Annotated in this window: 19 protein-coding genes and 1 pseudogene; 14 read left to right on the top strand and 6 right to left on the bottom strand. The window is 59.6% G+C overall.

Annotation, left to right across the window (positions count from 1 at the left end; translation table 11 throughout):
- Window positions 1–21: 21 nt before the first annotated feature.
- From lpdA to BBF94_RS18675, 6 genes are all read left to right on the top strand, one after another.
- Entirely contained in the window at window positions 22–1,458 is a 1,437-nt protein-coding gene (gene lpdA / locus BBF94_RS18700; protein WP_065260464.1) for a dihydrolipoyl dehydrogenase, read from the top strand.
- A 201-nt stretch (window positions 1,459–1,659) separates the two neighbouring features.
- Window positions 1,660–2,826, top strand: coding sequence for an ADP-forming succinate--CoA ligase subunit beta (sucC, locus tag BBF94_RS18695; protein WP_007959029.1), 1,167 nt, complete (start codon window positions 1,660–1,662; stop codon window positions 2,824–2,826).
- On the top strand, window positions 2,826–3,710 hold the full coding sequence (gene sucD / locus BBF94_RS18690) for a succinate--CoA ligase subunit alpha (RefSeq protein ID WP_065260463.1): 885 nt from the start codon (window positions 2,826–2,828) through the stop codon (window positions 3,708–3,710). The genes sucC and sucD overlap by 1 nt, the downstream gene beginning before the upstream one ends.
- Window positions 3,711–4,038: 328 nt before the next feature.
- Window positions 4,039–5,352, top strand: a complete 1,314-nt coding sequence (brnQ, locus tag BBF94_RS18685) for a branched-chain amino acid transport system II carrier protein (protein WP_065260462.1) — start codon at window positions 4,039–4,041, stop codon at window positions 5,350–5,352.
- 149 nt (window positions 5,353–5,501) lie between these two features.
- Window positions 5,502–6,239 carry a DUF599 domain-containing protein gene (locus BBF94_RS18680; protein WP_065260461.1) on the top strand — a complete coding sequence of 246 codons (738 nt, stop codon included), beginning with the start codon at window positions 5,502–5,504 and terminating at the stop codon, window positions 6,237–6,239.
- Complete coding sequence (locus BBF94_RS18675) at window positions 6,240–6,641, top strand: MAPEG family protein (protein ID WP_065260460.1); 402 nt, start codon at window positions 6,240–6,242, stop codon at window positions 6,639–6,641.
- Between the two features lie 78 nt (window positions 6,642–6,719).
- Here BBF94_RS18675 and BBF94_RS18670 read toward each other — a convergent pair whose 3' ends face one another.
- Window positions 6,720–6,956, bottom strand: a complete 237-nt coding sequence (locus BBF94_RS18670; protein ID WP_065260459.1) for a hypothetical protein — start codon at window positions 6,954–6,956, stop codon at window positions 6,720–6,722.
- A gap of 158 nt (window positions 6,957–7,114) precedes the next feature.
- Here BBF94_RS18670 and BBF94_RS18665 point away from each other — a divergent pair, with 158 nt between their 5' ends.
- The 4 genes and pseudogenes from BBF94_RS18665 (at window position 7,115) to BBF94_RS27275 (ending at window position 10,822) form a co-directional block, all read left to right on the top strand.
- Window positions 7,115–7,591: a PaaI family thioesterase gene (locus tag BBF94_RS18665; RefSeq protein ID WP_065260458.1), complete on the top strand. Its 477-nt coding sequence runs from the start codon at window positions 7,115–7,117 to the stop codon at window positions 7,589–7,591.
- On the top strand, window positions 7,588–8,040 hold the full coding sequence (locus tag BBF94_RS18660) for a PaaI family thioesterase (RefSeq protein WP_065260457.1): 453 nt from the start codon (window positions 7,588–7,590) through the stop codon (window positions 8,038–8,040). The genes BBF94_RS18665 and BBF94_RS18660 overlap by 4 nt, the downstream gene beginning before the upstream one ends.
- A gap of 81 nt (window positions 8,041–8,121) precedes the next feature.
- A complete protein-coding gene (gene htpG, locus BBF94_RS18655; RefSeq protein WP_065260468.1) occupies window positions 8,122–10,026 on the top strand; it encodes a molecular chaperone HtpG in 1,905 nt (634 codons plus the stop codon).
- Between the two features lie 68 nt (window positions 10,027–10,094).
- Window positions 10,095–10,822, top strand: a pseudogene (locus BBF94_RS27275) (dienelactone hydrolase family protein).
- 42 nt (window positions 10,823–10,864) lie between these two features.
- Here BBF94_RS27275 and BBF94_RS18645 read toward each other — a convergent pair.
- Window positions 10,865–11,755, bottom strand: a complete 891-nt coding sequence (locus tag BBF94_RS18645; RefSeq protein ID WP_065260455.1) for a pirin family protein — start codon at window positions 11,753–11,755, stop codon at window positions 10,865–10,867.
- A 61-nt stretch (window positions 11,756–11,816) separates the two neighbouring features.
- Entirely contained in the window at window positions 11,817–12,233 is a 417-nt protein-coding gene (locus tag BBF94_RS18640; RefSeq protein ID WP_065260454.1) for an OsmC family protein, read from the bottom strand.
- Between the two features lie 373 nt (window positions 12,234–12,606).
- Here BBF94_RS18640 and BBF94_RS28465 point away from each other — a divergent pair, with 373 nt between their 5' ends.
- Both BBF94_RS28465 and BBF94_RS28460 read left to right on the top strand, forming a co-directional pair.
- The gene (locus BBF94_RS28465; protein ID WP_404820958.1) at window positions 12,607–13,446 is read left to right on the top strand and encodes an MCP four helix bundle domain-containing protein; all 840 of its coding nucleotides are present in this window, start codon (window positions 12,607–12,609) and stop codon (window positions 13,444–13,446) included.
- An 80-nt stretch (window positions 13,447–13,526) separates the two neighbouring features.
- Entirely contained in the window at window positions 13,527–14,231 is a 705-nt protein-coding gene (locus BBF94_RS28460; RefSeq protein ID WP_404820957.1) for a methyl-accepting chemotaxis protein, read from the top strand.
- Between the two features lie 53 nt (window positions 14,232–14,284).
- On the opposite strand, the gene BBF94_RS18630 is transcribed toward BBF94_RS28460, so the two are convergent.
- The 3 genes from BBF94_RS18630 to purM are packed head-to-tail and all read right to left on the bottom strand — an operon-like array spanning window position 14,285 to window position 16,715.
- Window positions 14,285–14,998, bottom strand: a complete 714-nt coding sequence (locus tag BBF94_RS18630; RefSeq protein WP_065260453.1) for a DUF3108 domain-containing protein — start codon at window positions 14,996–14,998, stop codon at window positions 14,285–14,287.
- Window positions 14,999–15,006: 8 nt separating this feature from the next.
- A complete protein-coding gene (purN, locus tag BBF94_RS18625) occupies window positions 15,007–15,657 on the bottom strand; it encodes a phosphoribosylglycinamide formyltransferase (RefSeq protein WP_065260452.1) in 651 nt (216 codons plus the stop codon).
- A complete protein-coding gene (purM, locus tag BBF94_RS18620; protein ID WP_065260451.1) occupies window positions 15,657–16,715 on the bottom strand; it encodes a phosphoribosylformylglycinamidine cyclo-ligase in 1,059 nt (352 codons plus the stop codon). The genes purN and purM overlap by 1 nt, the downstream gene beginning before the upstream one ends.
- A 375-nt stretch (window positions 16,716–17,090) precedes the next feature.
- On the opposite strand from purM, the gene BBF94_RS18615 reads away from it, so the two are divergent.
- Window positions 17,091–18,140 carry a DUF2066 domain-containing protein gene (locus BBF94_RS18615; protein WP_065260450.1) on the top strand — a complete coding sequence of 350 codons (1,050 nt, stop codon included), beginning with the start codon at window positions 17,091–17,093 and terminating at the stop codon, window positions 18,138–18,140.
- A 32-nt stretch (window positions 18,141–18,172) separates the two neighbouring features.
- Entirely contained in the window at window positions 18,173–19,246 is a 1,074-nt protein-coding gene (locus tag BBF94_RS18610; protein WP_065260449.1) for an AI-2E family transporter, read from the top strand.
- Window positions 19,247–19,252 lie beyond the last annotated feature (6 nt).

Genomic DNA, 19,252 nt, shown 5'->3' with positions numbered 1-19,252 from the left:
TTCGCTAAAGAGGATTTTTGAATGTCGCAGAAATTTGACGTAGTAGTGATCGGTGCCGGCCCTGGCGGCTACGTAGCTGCCATCAAGGCCGCGCAACTCGGTCTGAGCACTGCCTGCATCGAGAAGTACACCGATGCCGAAGGCAAGCAAGCCCTGGGCGGTACCTGCCTGAACGTAGGCTGCATTCCGTCCAAGGCGCTGCTGGACAGCTCCTGGAAATACAAGGAAGCCAAAGAAAGCTTCAACGTTCACGGCATCTCGACTGGCGAAGTCAAAATGGACGTCCCAGCGATGGTTGGCCGCAAGGCCGGCATCGTCAAAAACCTGACTGGCGGCGTTGCCACCCTGTTCAAGGCCAACGGCGTCACTTCGATCCAGGGCCACGGCAAACTGCTGGCCGGCAAGAAAGTCGAAGTCACCAAGCCGGACGGTTCGGTTGAAGTCATCGAAGCCGAAAACGTCATCCTGGCTCCAGGTTCGCGCCCGATCGACATTCCACCGGCTCCGGTTGATCAGAAAGTCATCGTCGATTCGACCGGTGCTCTGGAATTCCAGGCCGTTCCTAAACGTCTGGGCGTGATCGGCGCTGGTGTGATCGGTCTGGAACTGGGTTCGGTATGGTCGCGTCTGGGTGCACAGGTGACTGTCCTGGAAGCCCTGGACACCTTCCTGATGGCAGCGGACACCGCTGTTTCCAAGGAAGCGCTGAAAACCCTGACCAAGCAGGGTCTGGACATCAAGCTGGGCGCCCGCGTAACCGGTTCCAAAGTGAACGGCGACGAAGTCGAAGTCAGCTACACCGATGCCAACGGCGAACAGAAAATCGTTTTCGACAAGCTGATCGTAGCCGTTGGTCGCCGTCCGGTGACCACTGATCTGCTGGCTGCCGACAGCGGCGTGACCCTGGACGAGCGCGGTTTCGTGCACGTTGACGATCACTGCGCCACCACCGTACCGGGCGTTTACGCCATCGGTGACGTGGTTCGCGGCATGATGCTGGCGCACAAGGCCTCGGAAGAGGGCATCATGGTTGTCGAGCGCATCAAGGGTCACAAGGCCCAGATGAACTATGACCTGATCCCTTCGGTTATTTATACTCACCCGGAAATCGCATGGGTCGGTAAAACCGAGCAGGCCTTGAAAGCTGAAGGCGTTGAAGTTAACGTCGGCACCTTCCCGTTCGCAGCATCCGGCCGCGCCATGGCCGCCAACGATACCGGTGGTTTCGTCAAGGTCATCGCCGATGCCAAGACTGACCGCGTATTGGGCGTGCACGTGATTGGCCCGAGCGCTGCAGAACTGGTTCAGCAGGGCGCGATCGGTATGGAATTCGGCACCAGCGCTGAAGATCTGGGCATGATGGTCTTCTCCCATCCGACCCTGTCCGAAGCCTTGCACGAAGCTGCTCTGGCCGTGAATGGCGGCGCCATCCACGTTGCCAACCGCAAGAAGCGTTAAGACACACAATAAGAAACCACGGCGGTACGGCCCGTCGTGAGCCTTGCGTGCAAGACTCACCGCGGAATGTCCGCTGGACGCAGTCTTGCGTAGCTGCACCGGGTGTCCGGAAAGGCTGCGCAAGCAGCAGTCACAGGTGGCGCGGCACTCATCAAGAGCGCAGCGCCGAATGCGCAGTACCTAACGAAGACGGTAAAAAGCATGAATCTTCACGAGTATCAGGGTAAGCAGCTGTTCGCTGAATACGGCCTGCCAGTTTCCACTGGTTTCGCAGTAGACACCCCGGAAGCAGCAGCAGAAGCTTGCGACAAAATCGGCGGCAACGAGTGGGTTGTCAAAGCCCAGGTCCACGCCGGTGGTCGCGGTAAAGCGGGCGGCGTAAAGCTGGTTCGCAGCAAAGAAGACGCCAAGGCCTTCGCACAGCAGTGGCTGGGCAAGCGTCTGGTGACTTACCAGACTGACGCCAATGGCCAGCCAGTCACCAAGATCCTGGTTGAATCGTGCACTGATATCGCTAAAGAGCTGTACCTGGGCGCTGTCGTTGACCGTTCGAGCCGTCGCATCGTGTTCATGGCTTCCACCGAAGGTGGCGTGGACATCGAGAAAATCGCTCACGACACTCCAGAAAAAATTCTGAAAGCCACCATCGATCCACTGGTTGGCGCTCAGCCGTTCCAGGGTCGCGAGCTGGCATTCCAGCTGGGTCTGGAAGGCAAGCAGGTTGCCCAGTTCGCCAAGATCTTCGTAGGTCTGGCCAAGCTGTTCAAGGATCACGACCTGGCCCTGCTGGAAGTGAACCCGCTGGTGATCAAGGCTGACGGCGATCTGCACTGCCTGGACGCCAAGATCAACATCGACGCCAACGCCATGTACCGTCAGCCTAAGCTGAAGACTTTCCACGATCCGTCCCAGGACGATCCGCGCGAAGCGCACGCTGCCAAGTTCGAACTGAACTACGTGGCGCTGGAAGGCAACATCGGCTGCATGGTGAACGGTGCCGGCCTGGCCATGGGTACCATGGACATCGTCAACCTGCACGGCGGCAAGCCAGCCAACTTCCTCGACGTAGGTGGTGGTGCTACCAAAGAGCGCGTGACCGAAGCATTCAAGATCATTCTGTCCGACAGCAATGTCGCTGCAGTACTGGTCAACATCTTCGGCGGCATCGTTCGTTGCGACATGATTGCCGAAGGCATCATCGGTGCAGTGAAAGAAGTCGGCGTGAAAATCCCGGTTGTTGTTCGTCTTGAAGGCAACAACGCTGAACTGGGCGCTAAAGTACTGGCAGAAAGCGGTTTGAACATCATCGCTGCTACCAGCCTGACCGACGCTGCTCAACAAGTCGTTAAAGCTGCGGAGGGCAAGTAATGAGCGTCCTGATCAATAAAGACACCAAAGTCATCTGCCAGGGCTTCACCGGCGCGCAGGGTACTTTCCACTCCGAACAAGCCATTGCCTACGGCACCAAAATGGTTGGCGGCGTGACTCCAGGCAAGGGTGGCACCACTCACCTGAACCTGCCTGTGTTCAACACCGTGAAAGAAGCCGTAGCCGCCACTGGCGCCACCGCCAGCGTGATCTACGTTCCGGCTCCTTTCTGCAAGGACTCGATCCTGGAAGCAGCTTTCGGCGGCATCAAGCTGATCGTCTGCATCACCGAAGGCATTCCTACCCTGGACATGCTGGACGCGAAGGTCAAGTGCGACGAGCTGGGCGTGACCCTGATCGGCCCTAACTGCCCAGGCGTGATCACTCCGGGCGAGTGCAAGATCGGCATCATGCCAGGCCACATCCACTTGCCAGGCAAGGTCGGTATCGTTTCCCGTTCCGGCACCCTGACCTACGAAGCCGTGAAGCAGACCACTGACGCCGGTTTCGGTCAGTCGACTTGCGTCGGCATCGGCGGTGACCCGATCCCGGGTTCGAACTTCATCGACATCCTGAAGCTGTTCCAGGAAGACCCGAAGACCGAAGCGATCGTAATGATCGGCGAGATCGGCGGTTCGGCTGAAGAAGAAGCGGCTGCCTACATCAAGGCCAACGTGACCAAGCCGGTTGTTTCCTACATCGCTGGTGTGACTGCTCCTCCGGGCAAGCGCATGGGCCATGCGGGTGCAATCATCTCCGGCGGCAAAGGCACTGCAGACGAGAAATTCGCTGCGCTGCAAGACGCAGGCGTAAAAACCGTGCGTTCGCTGGCAGACATCGGCAAGGCCCTGGCCGAGCTGACTGGCTGGGAAGTGAAGAAGTAAGCTTCGGCTGACTTTTTGCTCCAGCAACAAAGGCCACCTTCGGGTGGCCTTTGTCGTTTCCAGTCCTGGATTTGACGATGGCGATTTATAGGCACCTGTCCAATTACATGCAAAAACGCGACACAGACACGTCGCGTATCGGATAGTTCGCCCTCAAACAGTGCGTTTGTCAGACAAATTCGTTAGGCTAGCAGCCATTTTTGCGTCTGCCGCCCACAAGGCATGCAACGCGCTAAACGGGTCAGTCCCATACGGATTGACAGCATTTCCCTAACCCCACAGGGAAATCCCCCTCTAAATTCCGATTCAGTAGTGTGGTATTTCCTTAATGAAAGTTTTGAAAGGTCAGGACATCCTGGCACTTGGTTTTATGACCTTCGCCCTGTTCGTCGGGGCCGGCAACATCATTTTCCCGCCTATCGTCGGTTTGCAGTCCGGCCCCAACGTCTGGATGGCGGCGCTGGGCTTCCTGATCACGGCGGTCGGTCTGCCGGTGATCACCGTTGTCGCGCTGGCCAAGGTCGGCGGGGCGATGGATGCCTTGAGCACGCCGATCGGCAAGATTGCCGGGGGTGTGCTGGCCGCAGCTTGTTATCTGGCGGTCGGCCCGTTGTTCGCCACGCCGCGCACGGCGACCGTGTCCTTTGAAGTGGGCCTGGCGCCGCTGACCGGCGAGAGCCCGCTGGCATTGTTCCTCTACAGCACAGCGTACTTCCTGCTGGTGTTCTTCATTTCGCTCTATCCGGGCCGCCTGCTGGATACCGTAGGGCGTTTCCTCGCGCCGTTGAAGATCATCGCTCTGGCGGTGCTCGGTATCGCTGCCTTCGCGCTGCCGGCCGGTGATATCGGCGTCGCCACTCCGGAATACGTCGCCGCGCCGTTCTCTCAAGGTTTCATCAATGGTTACCTGACCATGGATACCCTGGGTGCGCTGGTGTTCGGCATTGTCATCGTCAACGCAATCCGTTCCCGTGGCGTTGAATCGCCTGCGCTGATCACCCGTTACGCGATCATCGCCGGGCTGATCGCCGGTGTCGGTCTGGCGCTGGTGTACGTCAGCCTGTTCCGTCTGGGTTCCGGCAGCCATGAAGTCGCGGCTGGCGCTACCAACGGCGCGGCGGTGCTGCACGCTTATGTGCAACATACCTTCGGTTCCCTGGGCAGCGGTTTCCTCGCAGTGCTGATTTCCCTGGCGTGTCTGGTGACAGCGGTCGGCCTGACCTGTGCCTGTGCCGAATACTTCAGCCGCGTAGTGCCGCTGTCCTACAAGACCCTGGTCGTCATCCTCGCGGCGTTTTCGCTGCTGGTGTCCAATCTGGGCCTGACCAAGCTGATCGCCTTCTCGATTCCGGTACTGACCGCGATCTATCCGCCTTGCATCGTGCTGGTGGCCCTGAGCTTCTGTGCCGCGTTCTGGCATGAGCAGAGCCGCATCATGGGGCCGGTGATGTTGGTGTCGTTCGTGTTCGGCACCATCGACGCCTTGAAGGGCGCCGGTCTGGCTGACTGGATGCCGTCGCAACTGTCCCACCTGCCGCTGAGCGAGCAGGGCCTGGCGTGGCTGGTGCCATGCGTGATGACGCTGGTGGTCGCGGTGGTTTGTGACCGCTTGCTGGGCAAGCGCGCCGAAGCCCTGGCCTGAGATGGCCGGCCCGCCACAAGCGGAGCCTGCGATTAAACAGAAATGCCCCCTATCAATCGATATGGGGCATTTTTTATGGGCGTCAGGCAGTGTCTTTTCCTTTCGGCTAACGTCGAAGGGAAGCCGAAATCTTCAACACAGGGAATTGCATGTCGTTCATCCAAACCAACCTGATCCACCTGCTGGCCGCGCTCTGGTTTGTCATCTGCTGGGGCGGTTACACCCGTTATGCCACCTGGAAGGCCCGTGACACCGCGTGCCTGGCCAGCGTGTTGCACCTTTACCGCGAAGACTGGATGCGTCGCATGCTGCTGCGTGACAACCGCATCGCCGATGCCAGCGTGATCGGCAACCTCGAACGCAACGCCTCGTTCTTCGCTTCCAGCACCCTGATCATCCTGGCCGGCATCCTGACTGTGCTCGGTGCCTCCGAACGTGCAGTGTCATTGCTGGCAGACATCCCCATGGTGCAACAGGCCTCTCAGGGAATGTCCGAGATCAAGTTGCTGTGCCTGGCGCTGGTATTCGTCTATGCCTTCTTCACGTTCAGCTGGTGCATGCGTCAGTACAACTTTGCGGCGGTTCTGGTGGGCTCGGCGCCGATGATCGGCGAGCGTCAGGTTTCCGAACAGGAGCGCAGGGCGTTCGCTTCCCGGGCGGCGCGGGTGATTTCGATGGCAGCCAACCAGTTCAACTTCGGTCTGCGCTCCTATTACTTCGGCATGAGCATGCTGGCCTGGTTCGTCAGCCCATGGCTGTTCATGCTGATGAGTGCGGGGGTGGTGCTGGTGTTGTATCGCCGCGAGTTTCACTCCGACGTGCTTGATGTAATGGTCTATACCCCTACAGAGGCGCCGTTGCCCGAGACGATCAAAGAGGCTGCTTGAATGAGTATTCCGTTCTGGTGTGTGTTTATCAGTGCGTTGTTGATTTACGTGGCGCGCATGCCGGTGGGCAAGGCCATGAAAGAGCAGGGCGGTTACAACAACCATCTGCCGCGTCAGCAGCAGGCGCAGCTTACCGGTTACGGAGCCCGGGCACTGGCGGCGCATCAGAACAGCATCGAAGCATTCATTCTGTTTGCGGTGGGTGTGCTGATGGCGCATACCACTCAGACAGTGGGTTGGCTGATCGATACCCTGGCGATCATCTTCGTGATCGCCCGAATTCTCTATTTGTGGTTTTACCTCGCGGATATCCCCAAGCTGCGCAGTCTGGTGTGGCTGGTCGGCCTGGTGTGCTCGCTGTTGCTGATGGTCAGTCCGACTTTTAGAACCGCACTGCTCTAAGACGGCACTGCCAAAAAATCGCAGGCAAAAGAAAACCCGCACTTGGCGGGTTTTCTTTTTTGGGCTTCCAGAAGCGGCTTATTGCTTCTTGGCAGCTTCGTCCGCAGCGGCTGCGTTCGATTCGGCCTGATCTTTGGCGGCTTCGGCGTTTTCTTTCGCCGCTTCGTTCACTTTATCCTGTGCTTCATTCATTTTCTGCTGAGCTTGTTCAGCATGTTGATTGGCATCTTGAGCTTTGTCCTCGGATTTTTTATCGCAGGCAGCGAGACCGAGGGAAGCGGTCAACATCAAGGCAATAGCTAAAGTCTTACGCATGGGGTGTTTCTCCTTATGGAAAATAACTACTGGCCTTAAGAACGCGACCCCCAAGATTAAGTTCCTCGTTTCCATCAGATATATAAGTTTGTTATCCAATGGAACTTTTGCCGTTCCGGTCACTACCGGAAAGAGCGATTTGGAAGAGTAATTATCACATGGCCGAAAACCCTGTTTTTGAGCGTGCGACCCGCTTTCTTTCGGCACTGCGCCATTGTCAGGTGTTAGGCCTGAAAGTGCACAGCGCCAACAGCGAAGGCCTGACGGTGGTCTTGCCGTACAGCGCGCAAATCGTTGGCAACCCGCTGACCGGCGTGGTTCATGGCGGCGCGATCACGTCGCTGATGGACACCGCATGTGGCATGGCCACCTTGTGTGTTTTGCCCGAATTCGAAGTCTGTCCGACCCTGGATTTGCGCGTTGACTATATGCACGCGGCCGAACCGCACAAGGATGTGTATGGCTTCGCCCAATGCTATCGCGTCACCACGGACGTGATCTTTGCCCGGGGTTTTGCCTACCAGGACGATCCCGGACAGCCGATTGCCCACGTCGTCGGCACTTTCATGCGTATGGGCAAGGGCCTCAAGGGGACCAAAGGCTTTGCTGGTGCGATCAAGGGAGAAAGCCCATGAGTGATGATTTCAAACGGCAACTGCAAGATGCTCACGAGAAGGGTGACTACGCGCCGTTGCTGAAGCTGATTCCCTATGCCGGCCTGATCGGCGTCGAGTGCTCGCGGGTCGGTGATGACTTGCTGTTCAAGCTGCCGGCGAACAAGGACAACATTGGTAACCCTTTATTGCCGGCCATTCATGGCGGGGTGATTGCCGGGTTCATGGAGCTGTCCGCCGCCCTGCACCTGCTGATTTTCACCGGCGCGCCCGGTGTGCCGAAGATCATCGATTTCTCCCTCGATTACCTGCGGGCCGGGCAGTTTCGCGATACCTGGGCCCGGTGCCAGGTCTGCCGTCAGGGGCGGCGGGTGGCCAACGTTGCGGTCACGGCCTGGCAGAGCACCGAAGGCGAGCCGATTGCTACTGCTCGTGCCCACTTCAAGATCGACGAGCCCTTGAAATCCTGAACACCGTCCCCAACTCAATGAGCAACCCGTCGCAGACCATCAGGGTCGCGGCCAATGCCATCTGATTGGAGTTTGATGACCATGAGTGTGGAAACTCAAAAGGAAACCCTGGGCTTCCAGACCGAGGTGAAGCAACTGCTGCACCTCATGATCCATTCGCTGTATTCCAACAAGGAAATCTTCCTTCGCGAATTGATCTCGAACGCCTCTGACGCCGTCGACAAATTGCGCTTCGAAGCCCTGGCCAAGCCTGAGTTGCTCGAAGGTGGCGCTGAACTGAAAATCCGTGTGAGCTTCGACAAGGACGCCAAGACCGTCACCCTCGAAGACAACGGCATCGGCATGAACCGCGACGATGTGATCACCCACCTGGGGACCATCGCCAAATCCGGCACCGCCGATTTCATGAAAAACCTGACGGGCGACCAGAAGAAGGATTCGCACCTGATCGGTCAGTTCGGCGTGGGTTTCTATTCCGCTTTCATCGTTGCCGACCAGGTTGACGTGTACAGCCGTCGCGCCGGCACTGCTGCCAGCGAAGGCGTGCACTGGTCGTCGAAAGGCGAGGGCGAATTCGAAGTCGCCACCATCGACAAGCCGGAACGCGGTACCCGCATCGTCCTGCACCTGAAATCCGGTGAAGTCGAGTTCGCCGATGGCTGGCGTCTGCGCAACATCATCAAGAAGTACTCCGACCACATCGCGCTGCCGATCGAGCTGCCCAAAGAAGTGGCCGCTGCCGAGGGCGAAGACAAGCCAGCCGTTGAATGGGAAACCGTCAACCGCGCCAGCGCCCTGTGGACCCGTCCTCGCACCGAAGTGAAGGACGAGGAATACCAGGAGTTCTACAAGCACATCGCCCACGACTTCGAAAACCCGCTGTCGTGGAGCCACAACAAGGTCGAAGGCAAACTCGAATACAGCTCGCTGCTGTACGTGCCGGCCCGCGCACCGTTCGATCTGTACCAGCGTGAAGCACCGAAAGGCCTGAAGCTTTACGTGCAGCGCGTGTTCGTGATGGATCAGGCCGAGTCGTTCCTGCCGCTGTACCTGCGCTTCATCAAGGGCGTGGTCGATTCCAACGACCTGTCGCTGAACGTGTCGCGGGAAATTCTGCAGAAAGACCCGATCATCGACTCGATGAAGTCGGCGCTGACCAAACGCGTGCTGGACATGCTGGAAAAACTGGCGAAGAACGAGCCTGAGCAATACAAGGGCTTCTGGAAAAACTTCGGTCAGGTCATGAAAGAAGGCCCGGCAGAAGATTTCGCCAACAAGGAAAAAATCGCCGGTCTGCTGCGCTTCGCATCGACCACCGAGGGCGACGGCGAGCAGATCGTCGGTCTGGCCGACTACCTGGCCCGCGCCAAGGAAGGTCAGGACAAGATCTACTACCTCACCGGCGAGACCTACGCGCAGGTCAAGAACAGCCCGCACCTGGAAGTCTTCCGCAAGAAAGGCATCGAAGTGCTGCTGCTGACCGACCGCATCGACGAGTGGCTGATGAGCTACCTGAGCGAATTCGACGGCAAGAACTTTGTCGACGTCGCCCGCGGTGACTTGGACCTGGGCAACTTGGACTCGGAAGAGGACAAGAAAGCCGCAGAGGAAGTCGCCAAGTCGAAGGAAGGTCTGGTCGAGCGCCTGAAAACCGCACTGGGCGAGTCCGTTGCCGAAGTCCGCGTTTCCCATCGCCTGACCGATTCGCCAGCCATTCTGGCCATCGGCGAGCAGGACCTGGGTCTGCAAATGCGTCAGATCCTCGAGGCCAGCGGGCAGAAGGTGCCGGATTCGAAGCCGATCTTCGAATTCAACCCGACTCACCCGCTGATCGAGAAACTCGACAACGAGACCAGCGAAGATCGCTTCAGCGACCTGTCGCACATTCTCTTCGATCAAGCTGCACTGGCGGCTGGCGACAGCCTGAAAGACCCGGCTGCTTACGTGAGCCGTCTGAACAAGCTGCTGGTCGAGCTGTCAGCGTAATCAAGATGCAGAAAAACCCGCTTCGGCGGGTTTTTTCATTCTGGGATTCAATCCATCAGGAGTCAGAAATGAGCCAAGTCACTGTACGTTCCGTGGTCTATCAGATTGACGGCCAGCCTTATGAAGGGCGCCTGGCGTTCGACGCCGAGCACAAAGGGGCGCGCCCGGGCCTGCTGATGGCACCGAACTGGATGGGGGTCAGCGCTGGCGCGGAAGAAATCGCCAGGTCCGTGGCGGCCAAGGGTTATGTCGTGCTGATCGCCGACGTGTACGGACAAGCCGTGCGTCCGCAGAATGCCGATCAGGCTGGCGCGGCGATGATGCCACTGAAGAATGACCGCGCGCTGCTTCGCAAGCGTATGCAGGCAGCCTTCGAACAGTTGCAGAAGCAGGGTGAAGCGGCAGTCGATACCTCGAAACTGGCGGTGTTCGGCTTCTGCTTCGGCGGCTGCTGTGCGCTGGATCTGGCCCGTACCGGTGCGGCGGTGAAGGCCGCTGTGTCGTTCCACGGTACGCTGGATTCGCCGAACCCGGCGGACGCGAAGAACATCAAGGGCTCGGTGCTGGTGCTGCACGGCGCTTCCGATCCTCTGGTGCCGAAAGAGCAACTGCCGGCATTCGAGGAGGAAATGAATGCGGCTGGTGTGGACTGGCAGTTGCTGAGCTACGGCGGCGCGGTGCATTCGTTCACTGACCCGCACGCCAATGTTCCGGGCAAGATGATGTATGACGCGAAGACGCTGCGCGGGCGTTCAAGTCGATGCATGACTTGCTGGAGGAAGTGTTCAAGGGCTGATTCGGTTGAAAGCACTCCCACGCCTGGCGTGGGAGTGTTCGTTTACAACGGTGTCGGCTCGCTGCGGGATTTCGGCAGTTCGATCCGCTCGACTTCCCCCGGCACCGTCGGCCAATCCCCGGCCGCCCATTTGCGCCGGGCCTCATCGATGGCCGCCGGATCGCTCGCGACGAAATTCCAGTTGATCCGCCGGGGCCCATCCAGCGGCGCGCCGCCGAACAGCACGGCATGACTGTCGCTCTCGGCGAACAGACTCATTTCTTCTCCGGCCGGTAACACCACCAGATCGTGGGGTTCCACGTTTTCCCCATTCAACTGCACATCACCGCTCAGCACATACAGAGCCCGCTCTTCATGTTCGTTCGGGATGAGCAGTGTGGTCGCCGTTTGCATCTTCAGTTCGGCGTACAGCGTCGGAGAAAGCACTGGCACCGGCGATTCCAGGCAAAAGCCTGACCCGGCGATCATGCGGATCTGTACGCCGAGGTTATCGCTGACCGGCAATGTCGATGCCGGGTGATGGCTGTAATGGCCAGGGCCCCGTTCGTGCTCCTTGGGCGAAGCGAGCCAGATTTGCAGCCCGTGCATTGTGAAATCTTGTTCCCACAGTGGTCCGGGCGTGCGCTCGACGTGAGCGATTGCCGTGCCGGCGGTCATCCAGCTGACATCACCGGCGTTGACCACCTGATCCGACCCCAGGCTGTCCTTGTGCTGGATCTGTCCTTCGAACAGATAGGTCAAGGTCGACAGACCGATGTGCGGATGCTGTCGGATGTTCATCCCTTTGCCTGTGGGATAAACCGTTTCAAGCATGTGATCGAAAAACACGAAAGGCCCGACGCTGCGGCATTTGGCTGACGGCAGCGGGCGCAGGATCGGCTGCCCTTCGACGTCTTCGGCGCGCGGGCGGATGATCAGAGGTTGGGTGTCCATGGTGCGTTCCAGGCTGGGCGGGTGATGCGCGAAGCATAACCCGCCAATGTCATCGTGGTGATTACTGGCTGTCGAAGCCTTGTGGAGCGTGAGTTTCGATGGTGACTTCGCTGGTGGTCATCAGTTTGTGAATCGGGCAGCGATCAGCAACCCGCAGCAACTCTTCACGCTGGGCATCGGTGAGCACGCCTTTGAGTGTCAGGGTGACGTGCAGGGCGTATTTGCCTTTCTGTTCCTGACTGTTGTCGCGCTTGACCTCTACACCGACGCCTGTGAGCGGGATGTCTTTCTTCTTCGCGTACAGCTTCAGGGTCAGGGCCTTGCATGCGCCGAGGGCGGCGTCGAAATAATCGTGGGGTTCAGGTGCGGAGCCTTCGCCGCCCGCTGTGGTCGGGACATCGGTAAACAGTTCGTGCTCATCGATCTGCACGGTGTGACGGAAACCTTCGGCGGACACGGTATTGACGGTAACGGTCATGTGAACCTCGCAAACGGTAGGAAATGTCATTCGATCAAATAAGACCCTGCAGGTATAGAGCATTCCCGCAGGGGCGCGTTCCACTTTCTTGCCGGCGTTAGGCAGGGCGTCAGGTTATGCCGCAATGTCGAAGAATTCTTGTACCTGTGTATTGCCTGCAGGGTGCTTCAGCGTTTTGCAATCTTCCCGTTGATCGTGCTGCGAACGGCGCTCAAGTCCGGCAAACCATCGCTGAATCGTTAATGCCGAAGGTTCGAAGTATCAAGGCCTTTTGATATCACCTTTTCGTCTTACGCAAATTTTCGCCGGGCCGATACCTTCTAAAGCAGCCAGCTGCAGGGTTGATGCAGCGCTTTTGGAAGGAACCAGAGCAATGAGTATCCGCAGTCTCAATATTGCCCCCCGTGCCGGGTTGGGCTTCGGCCTGTTGGCGTTGATGGTGTTTGCCCTCGGAGCGTTCGCCCTGTTGCAGATGTCGAACATGCGGGCGCAGTCCGATGAGGTCGACAAGAACTGGCTGCCCAGCGTGATGGCCGTGGGCGAAATGAGTCAGGACATGCTGCGTCTGCGTGCGCTGACCATGCGTCTGTTGCTCAATCGCGATCCGCAGGCGCTGGATCAGAATGTCGCCAAGCTCAATGAGCTGCGCGGGGTGTTGAGCGAGGCTCAGCAACGCTACGACATCTTGATCGTGCTGCCCGAAGAGCGAACGTTGTTCGATCGCTTCAAGGTCGCCGAGCACAAGTATCTGGAATTGCAGGCGCAGGTGATGACGTTGTCCGCCCAGGGGAAGGTGGAAGAAGCGGCGACCATTCTCAATACTCAGATGAACCCGTTGGCCGATGAAATCGCTGTCACCCTCAAAGAGCTGGTGGAACTGAACAAGCACAACGCCAACCTCGCCACCGAGGCGGCGCGACTGGTGTTCATCAATTCACGGGTCTGGGTCGGGGTGATGATCGGCATCACGGCGCTGATCACTATCGGCCTGGCGTTGTTGCTGACCCGCAGTATCGTGGTGCCGCTCTCGCAGTCGCTGGGGGTGGCTGAAGTGGTGGCCGGCGGCGATCTGACCGGTGATATCAGCGTCACCGGCAAGGATGAACCGGCCCGTCTGCTGCATGCGTTGAAAAGCATGCAGCACAATTTGCGCGACACCATCCGGCAGATCTCAGAGTCTTCCAGTCAGTTGGCTCGGCCTCGGAAGAACTGAGCTGCGTCACCGAAGATGCCACCCGCGGATTGCATCAGCAGAGCCTGGAGATCGAGCAGGCTGCCACGGCGGTGAATCAGATGACCGCTGCAGTGGAGGAGGTCGCCAGCAATGCCGTGGCGACTTCCGAGGCATCGCGTGAGTCGGACCGCATCGCCCAGCATGGCCGGGAGCAAGTGCAGCAGACCGTATCGTCCATTGAGTTGCTGGCGGATGATGTCACCGCCAACGCCGCGCAGGTGGAGGATCTGGCGCAGAAGGTCTACAGCATCAGCAAAGTGCTGGAGGTGATCCGCTCGATTGCCGAGCAGACCAATCTTCTGGCGTTGAACGCTGCCATCGAGGCGGCCCGTGCGGGCGATGCCGGACGTGGCTTCGCGGTGGTGGCCGATGAAGTCCGGGCATTGGCCCATCGCACCCAGCAATCGACTCAGGAAATCGAACAGATGATCGGTGGCATCCAGCAGGGCACCGATTCGGCGGTCAGTTCGATGCAGCAAAGCAATGTTCGCGCGCGCTCGACCCTTGAGCTGGCGAAGGCTGCCGGCATGGCGCTGGAAGAAATTGCCTCGGCGTTTACCTTGATCAACGAACGCAATCTGGTGATCGCCAGCGCTTCGGAAGAGCAGGCTGCCGTAGCGCGGGAGGTGGATCGTAATCTGATGAACATCCGCGATCTGGCGATGCAGACCTCTGCCGGGGCCAACCAGACCAGCGCCGCGAGTCAGGAGTTGTCGCGACTGGCGGTGGATCTGAACAACATGGTGGCGAAGTTCTCCGTCTGATCAGCGAACGACAGGCGAAAAAAAGCCCCGCGTTTGCGGGGCTTTTCAGTGGGTCAGCTGCCTTTGACCGTCTTGCCGTTGACCGTGCCGTCCTGGAGCATGATGTTGTACTCCTTGCCGTCGGTCTCGACCTGTTGCAGGCGAACCAGCAGGTAATCCCAGTCCTTGGCGAACCACATGACGGTGGTGCGCTTGCTTTGTGTCGGATCACGCACGCGCTCGACCTTCACGGCGTCGATCCTGCCGGCCTTGGTCTCGACCTTCTCGGTACCCAGGACGCGGAAGTCATAGGTATCGACGTCGCTGCCATCGACCACCTGGTAGCTCATGGTCTTCTTGCCGGAGGCGACGTCATGCTGCAGTGCCAGCTGGTAAGTCGATTTGTCGACCATGCCACGATTCAGCGGGACTTTGACCGCATCGCCACGGTCGGTGCCGGTGACGAGTTTGTTGTTCCAGTCGAAGTCCAGATCGGCTTTCTTCGCTTTACCCAGACCGCCGCGTTCGAAGTGGTAGGACTGAGGAAGCAGTGTGTCCTTGTCCAGGGTGAGGGTACTTTCCTCGGACAGGCTGGCGATCATCATCGAAGCCTTGAAGCTGAGCTTCCAGACGCCGTTGGCTTCCTTGGTCAGGCTGCGTTCGGCGGTGCCGCTCATGGGCAGCTGTTTCCAGTCGGCGGTGTAGCTGGCGGAGAACGGTTGAAGGTCTGCCGCCTGGGCGAAAGGCAGGGCGAGCAGAGCGCAAGCGAAGAGCAGGGCGCGACGCATAAAATCTCCTAGTTTCGAATCAAGTGACCGCTGGCCCCGAGTAACTGGCCATCCAGTAAAGCACCTTGTTCGCCGAGGGTAAGCCGTCCTTCGGCAAACCAGCGTACGGCCATCGGGTAGATCAGGTGTTCCTGAACGTGAACCCGCTGCGCCAGACTCTGCGGCGAATCGTGCAACTCTACCGGTATTACTGCCTGTACGACCAGTGGTCCGCCATCGAGTTCCTCGGTGACGAAATGCACGGAACAGCCGTGCTCGGCGTCGCCGGCCTCCAGCGCGCGCTGATGAGTGTGTAACCCTTTGTATTTGGGCAGCAGCGACGGATGGATGTTGAGCAGGCGACCCTGATAGTGCCGGACGAAGTCGGCGCTGAGAATGCGCATGAAACCGGCCAGTACCACGAGTTTCGGATTGAATTCGTCGATCAGTTCGATCAGGGCGGCATCGAAGGCCTCGCGACCTTCAAAACCCTTGTGATCCAGAGAGCGGGTAGCAATACCCGCGTCACGGGCGCGCTGCAGGCCGTAGGCGTCAGCGCGGTTGGAAATCACCGCAGCGATGCGAACCGGGCTGTCGCCGGTCCGCGTGCTGTCGATCAGGGCCTGCAAGTTACTGCCGGTGCCGGACAGCAGCACCACGACATCACAGGTATTAGGCATCAGTGAGCCTTGAGGTTTTTCAGCTCGACCTGGGCAGCGCCTTCGGCGGCGACACCGATCTGGCCGATGACCCAAGGCTGTTCGCCGGCTTCGCGCAGGGTGTTCAGGGCAGTTTCAACGTGCTCCTGAGCCACGCAGATCACCATGCCCACGCCGCAGTTCAGTACGCGGTGCATTTCGGTCTCGTCGACGTTGCCTTTCTCCTGCAGCCAGTCGAAGACGGCCGGGCGGGTCCAGCTGGCCACGTCAACCACCGCTTGTGCGCCTTTTGGCAGGACGCGCGGGATGTTGTCCAGCAGGCCGCCACCGGTGATGTGGGCCATGGCCTTGACGGCGCCGGTGTCCTTGATCAGCTTGAGCAGCGGCTTCACGTAGATGCGGGTCGGGGCCATCAGCAGCTCGGTCAGCGGCTTGCCGTCGAGCTGAACGGTTTCGATGTCGGCGCCGGACACTTCGATGATCTTGCGGATCAGCGAGTAGCCGTTGGAGTGCGGGCCGGACGATGGCAGGGCAATCAGGGCGTCACCGGTGGCGACTTTGGAGCCGTCGATGATGTCAGCCTTTTCCACGACGCCGACGCAGAAGCCGGCCAGGTCGTAGTCTTCGCCTTCGTACATGCCAGGCATTTCAGCGGTTTCGCCGCCGACCAGCGAGCAGCCAGCCAGTTCGCAGCCTGCACCGATGCCGGTGACGACGGTGGCGGCGACATCGACGTTCAGCTTGCCGGTGGCGTAGTAGTCGAGGAAGAACAGCGGCTCGGCACCGCACACCACCAGATCGTTGACGCACATGGCGACCAGGTCCTGGCCGATGCTGTCGTGCTTGTTCAGGTTCAGCGCCAGGCGCAGCTTGGTGCCGACGCCGTCGGTGCCGGAAACCAGCACAGGCTGTTTGTAGCCGGCCGGGATTTCGCAGAGGGCGCCGAAACCGCCCAGGCCGCCCATGACTTCAGGGCGCGCAGTGCGCTTGGCGACGCTCTTGATGCGTTCGACCAATGCTTCACCGGCGTCGATGTCTACACCGGCGTCCTTGTAGCTCAGGGAGGGTTGCTTGCTCATGATCCAGGCCTTTAGGGGAGGGGATTCAGGGGTAACGACCGAGTTCAGCGGGAACACTGAAAGCGGCGGGGCGATTGCCTCACGCGAATTTCGGTGTGCCCGGCTGCTGCCGGTCTGCGAAGGCGCGCGATTTTATCAGGCTTGAGGGGCAGCGGCCATCCTCGCGCCGACGGGCAGGGGCATATCGGCCGAAAAATTTTGCAATTGAAGCTGTGGACGACATCGCGGGTGCCTGTATAAGGAAGCGTCTATCGTTAGGGCTGTGCAAAAACTTGGCGCCTGGGTGTGAATGTTTTGCAACGGCCAGTGGTCACAGGCTTGCTCAATCCGGTTCTTGCGGCCTGTTCCAGCCGCCTTTGTCGACGGGAATTCTCCATGCGTTTGTGTAAATTGCTGTTTGTGGGCTGCTTGTCTCTGGTCAGCCTGGCGAGCCAGGCGGAAAACCTCAAAGGTCTTTATCAGGTGCGCGAGCCGGTCAGCGGCCAGTCGCCGCAAGAGCGTGATCGCGCCACGCAGGCGGCGCTGGATACCCTGGTGCTGCGTCTGACGGGCGACCCGAAGGCGCCGCAGAATCCCGGTCTTGCGCCGATCCGCAAGGATCCGCAGCAGATCATCAGTCAGTTCGGTTTCGATGCCGGACCGCCGGAAGTGTTGAAGGTCGACTTCGACCCGGCGACCACCGAGCAGGCGCTGCGCCGTGCCGGGTTGTCGCTGTGGGGTGCCAGTCGTCCGTCGATTCTGAGCTGGTGGCTGAACGATTCCACTGAAGGTTCGAGCCTGGTGGGGGATGGTCAGGCCAGTGCCGCGCCGCTGCGTCGAGCGGCCCAGCATCGCGGGTTGCCATTACGCCTGCCGCTGGCGGATTTGAGCGAGCAACTGGTGGCCACAGCGCCGACTCTGGAAGGCAATGATTCAGCGCCGTTGCATGCGGCTTCCGAGCGCTATGGCGCGGATGCGCTGCTCGCCGTGCATGCTCGTGAAGAAGGTGGTCAGTGGCAGGCCAAGTGGCATTTGTGGCTGGGGGATCAAAAAGAAGCGGGAAGCGTACAGGGCGCCGATCAGGCTGCGGTTGCCGATGCGGTGATGCTGGCGGTGGCCGAACGCCTGGCGCCGCGTTTTGTTGCCAGGCCGGGTGCCGCGGGGCAGCAGACCCTGGAAGTGCAGGGCATGAACCTGGAACATTACGCGACCTTGCTTCGGATGCTCGAGCCGTTTGGCGTACGTCTTGAAAGCGCCGATGCCGATCGTATCGTCTATCGGGTCAATGGCAGTGCCGATCAGTTGCGGGCGCAGTTGTCGCTGGCGAGGTTACAGGAGTTGCCGGCCGAAACACCGGCTCCTGTGACACCTCAGTCCGGGGTGGCGGGTGCAGCACCTGCTGCGGCCCCGGCGCCGACGGCGCCGTCGCTGCGGTTTCGCTGGTAAGTCTTTCTTATATATAAGCAATGGAGTGTTACATGGCCGATACGCGGCGTTGGTTCTGGCTCGGTGGGGTGCTCCTGCTTTGCACGTTTGTCTGGTTGCTGCATCCGATCCTCATGCCGTTTCTGGTGGCGCTGTTGCTCGCGTATCTGTTCGACCCGCTGGTGGATCGGCTGGAGCGCCTGGGTCTGTCCCGTACCTGGGGCGTGATTGCGGTGTTTGCCTTGTTCACCTTGATTGTCACCGCGCTGTTGCTGGTGCTGGTGCCGATGCTCGCCAAGCAGTTGCTGCGTCTGTATGAGCTGGCGCCACAGATGCTCGACTGGCTGCAGCACACGGCATTGCCTTGGGCGCAGTCGAAGCTGGGGTTGTCGGATGGTTTCTGGAAATTCGACAAGGTCAAGGCGGCGATCAGCGAACACATGGGGCAGACCACCGACATCGTCGGGGTGGTGCTGAGTCAGGCCACGGCTTCAAGTCTTGCGTTGATCGGCTGGCTGGCGAATCTGGTGCTGATTCCGGTGGTGAGCTTCTATTTGCTGCGCGACTGGGACGTGATGATGGCCAAGATCCGCAGCCTGTTGCCGCGGGACCGCGAAGAGCGCGTGGTGGCGCTGGCTGGCGAGTGTCACGAAGTGCTCGGCGCTTTCGTGCGCGGGCAGTTGCTGGTGATGTTGGCGTTGGGCGTGATCTATGCGGCGGGGCTGATGATTGTCGGCCTGGAGCTGGGCCTGTTGATTGGTCTGATCGCCGGACTGGCGGCCATCGTGCCTTATATGGGTTTCGTGATCGGTATTGGCGCGGCGCTGATTGCCGGGTTGTTCCAGTTCGGTGGCGACCTGTACCCGATGCTAGGGATCGTGGCGGTGTTCATGGTCGGTCAGGCTCTGGAGGGAATGGTGCTGACGCCGTTGCTGGTCGGCGATCGAATCGGTCTGCATCCGGTGGCGGTGATTTTCGCGATCCTGGCGGGTGGAGAACTGTTCGGTTTTACCGGTGTGTTGCTGGCGTTGCCGGTGGCGGCGGTAATCATGGTGCTGGTGCGTCACGTCCATGATCTGTACAAGGATTCCGATATGTATAGCGGAGTGGATGATCCGAAGCTGTAATGGGGC

Source organism: Pseudomonas bananamidigenes, assembly GCF_001679645.1.
Classification (GTDB): Bacteria; Pseudomonadota; Gammaproteobacteria; order Pseudomonadales; family Pseudomonadaceae; genus Aquipseudomonas; species Aquipseudomonas bananamidigenes.
Note: the sequence above shows the minus strand (reverse complement) of the source record. Positions and strands in the feature narration are given on the sequence as shown.

Excerpts from the sequence above, each read along its gene's own strand:
- lpdA (WP_065260464.1), top strand. The coding sequence starts at position 22 with ATGTCGCAGAAATTTGACGTAGTAGTGATCGGTGCCGGCCCTGGCGGC.
- sucC (WP_007959029.1), top strand. The coding sequence starts at position 1,660 with ATGAATCTTCACGAGTATCAGGGTAAGCAGCTGTTCGCTGAATACGGC.
- sucD (WP_065260463.1), top strand. The coding sequence starts at position 2,826 with ATGAGCGTCCTGATCAATAAAGACACCAAAGTCATCTGCCAGGGCTTC.
- brnQ (WP_065260462.1), top strand. The coding sequence starts at position 4,039 with ATGAAAGTTTTGAAAGGTCAGGACATCCTGGCACTTGGTTTTATGACC.
- BBF94_RS18680 (WP_065260461.1), top strand. The coding sequence starts at position 5,502 with ATGTCGTTCATCCAAACCAACCTGATCCACCTGCTGGCCGCGCTCTGG.
- BBF94_RS18675 (WP_065260460.1), top strand. The coding sequence starts at position 6,240 with ATGAGTATTCCGTTCTGGTGTGTGTTTATCAGTGCGTTGTTGATTTAC.
- BBF94_RS18670 (WP_065260459.1), bottom strand. The coding sequence starts at position 6,956 with ATGCGTAAGACTTTAGCTATTGCCTTGATGTTGACCGCTTCCCTCGGT.
- BBF94_RS18665 (WP_065260458.1), top strand. The coding sequence starts at position 7,115 with ATGGCCGAAAACCCTGTTTTTGAGCGTGCGACCCGCTTTCTTTCGGCA.
- BBF94_RS18660 (WP_065260457.1), top strand. The coding sequence starts at position 7,588 with ATGAGTGATGATTTCAAACGGCAACTGCAAGATGCTCACGAGAAGGGT.
- htpG (WP_065260468.1), top strand. The coding sequence starts at position 8,122 with ATGAGTGTGGAAACTCAAAAGGAAACCCTGGGCTTCCAGACCGAGGTG.
- BBF94_RS18645 (WP_065260455.1), bottom strand. The coding sequence starts at position 11,755 with ATGGACACCCAACCTCTGATCATCCGCCCGCGCGCCGAAGACGTCGAA.
- BBF94_RS18640 (WP_065260454.1), bottom strand. The coding sequence starts at position 12,233 with ATGACCGTTACCGTCAATACCGTGTCCGCCGAAGGTTTCCGTCACACC.
- BBF94_RS28465 (WP_404820958.1), top strand. The coding sequence starts at position 12,607 with ATGAGTATCCGCAGTCTCAATATTGCCCCCCGTGCCGGGTTGGGCTTC.
- BBF94_RS28460 (WP_404820957.1), top strand. The coding sequence starts at position 13,527 with ATGACCGCTGCAGTGGAGGAGGTCGCCAGCAATGCCGTGGCGACTTCC.
- BBF94_RS18630 (WP_065260453.1), bottom strand. The coding sequence starts at position 14,998 with ATGCGTCGCGCCCTGCTCTTCGCTTGCGCTCTGCTCGCCCTGCCTTTC.
- purN (WP_065260452.1), bottom strand. The coding sequence starts at position 15,657 with ATGCCTAATACCTGTGATGTCGTGGTGCTGCTGTCCGGCACCGGCAGT.
- purM (WP_065260451.1), bottom strand. The coding sequence starts at position 16,715 with ATGAGCAAGCAACCCTCCCTGAGCTACAAGGACGCCGGTGTAGACATC.
- BBF94_RS18615 (WP_065260450.1), top strand. The coding sequence starts at position 17,091 with ATGCGTTTGTGTAAATTGCTGTTTGTGGGCTGCTTGTCTCTGGTCAGC.
- BBF94_RS18610 (WP_065260449.1), top strand. The coding sequence starts at position 18,173 with ATGGCCGATACGCGGCGTTGGTTCTGGCTCGGTGGGGTGCTCCTGCTT.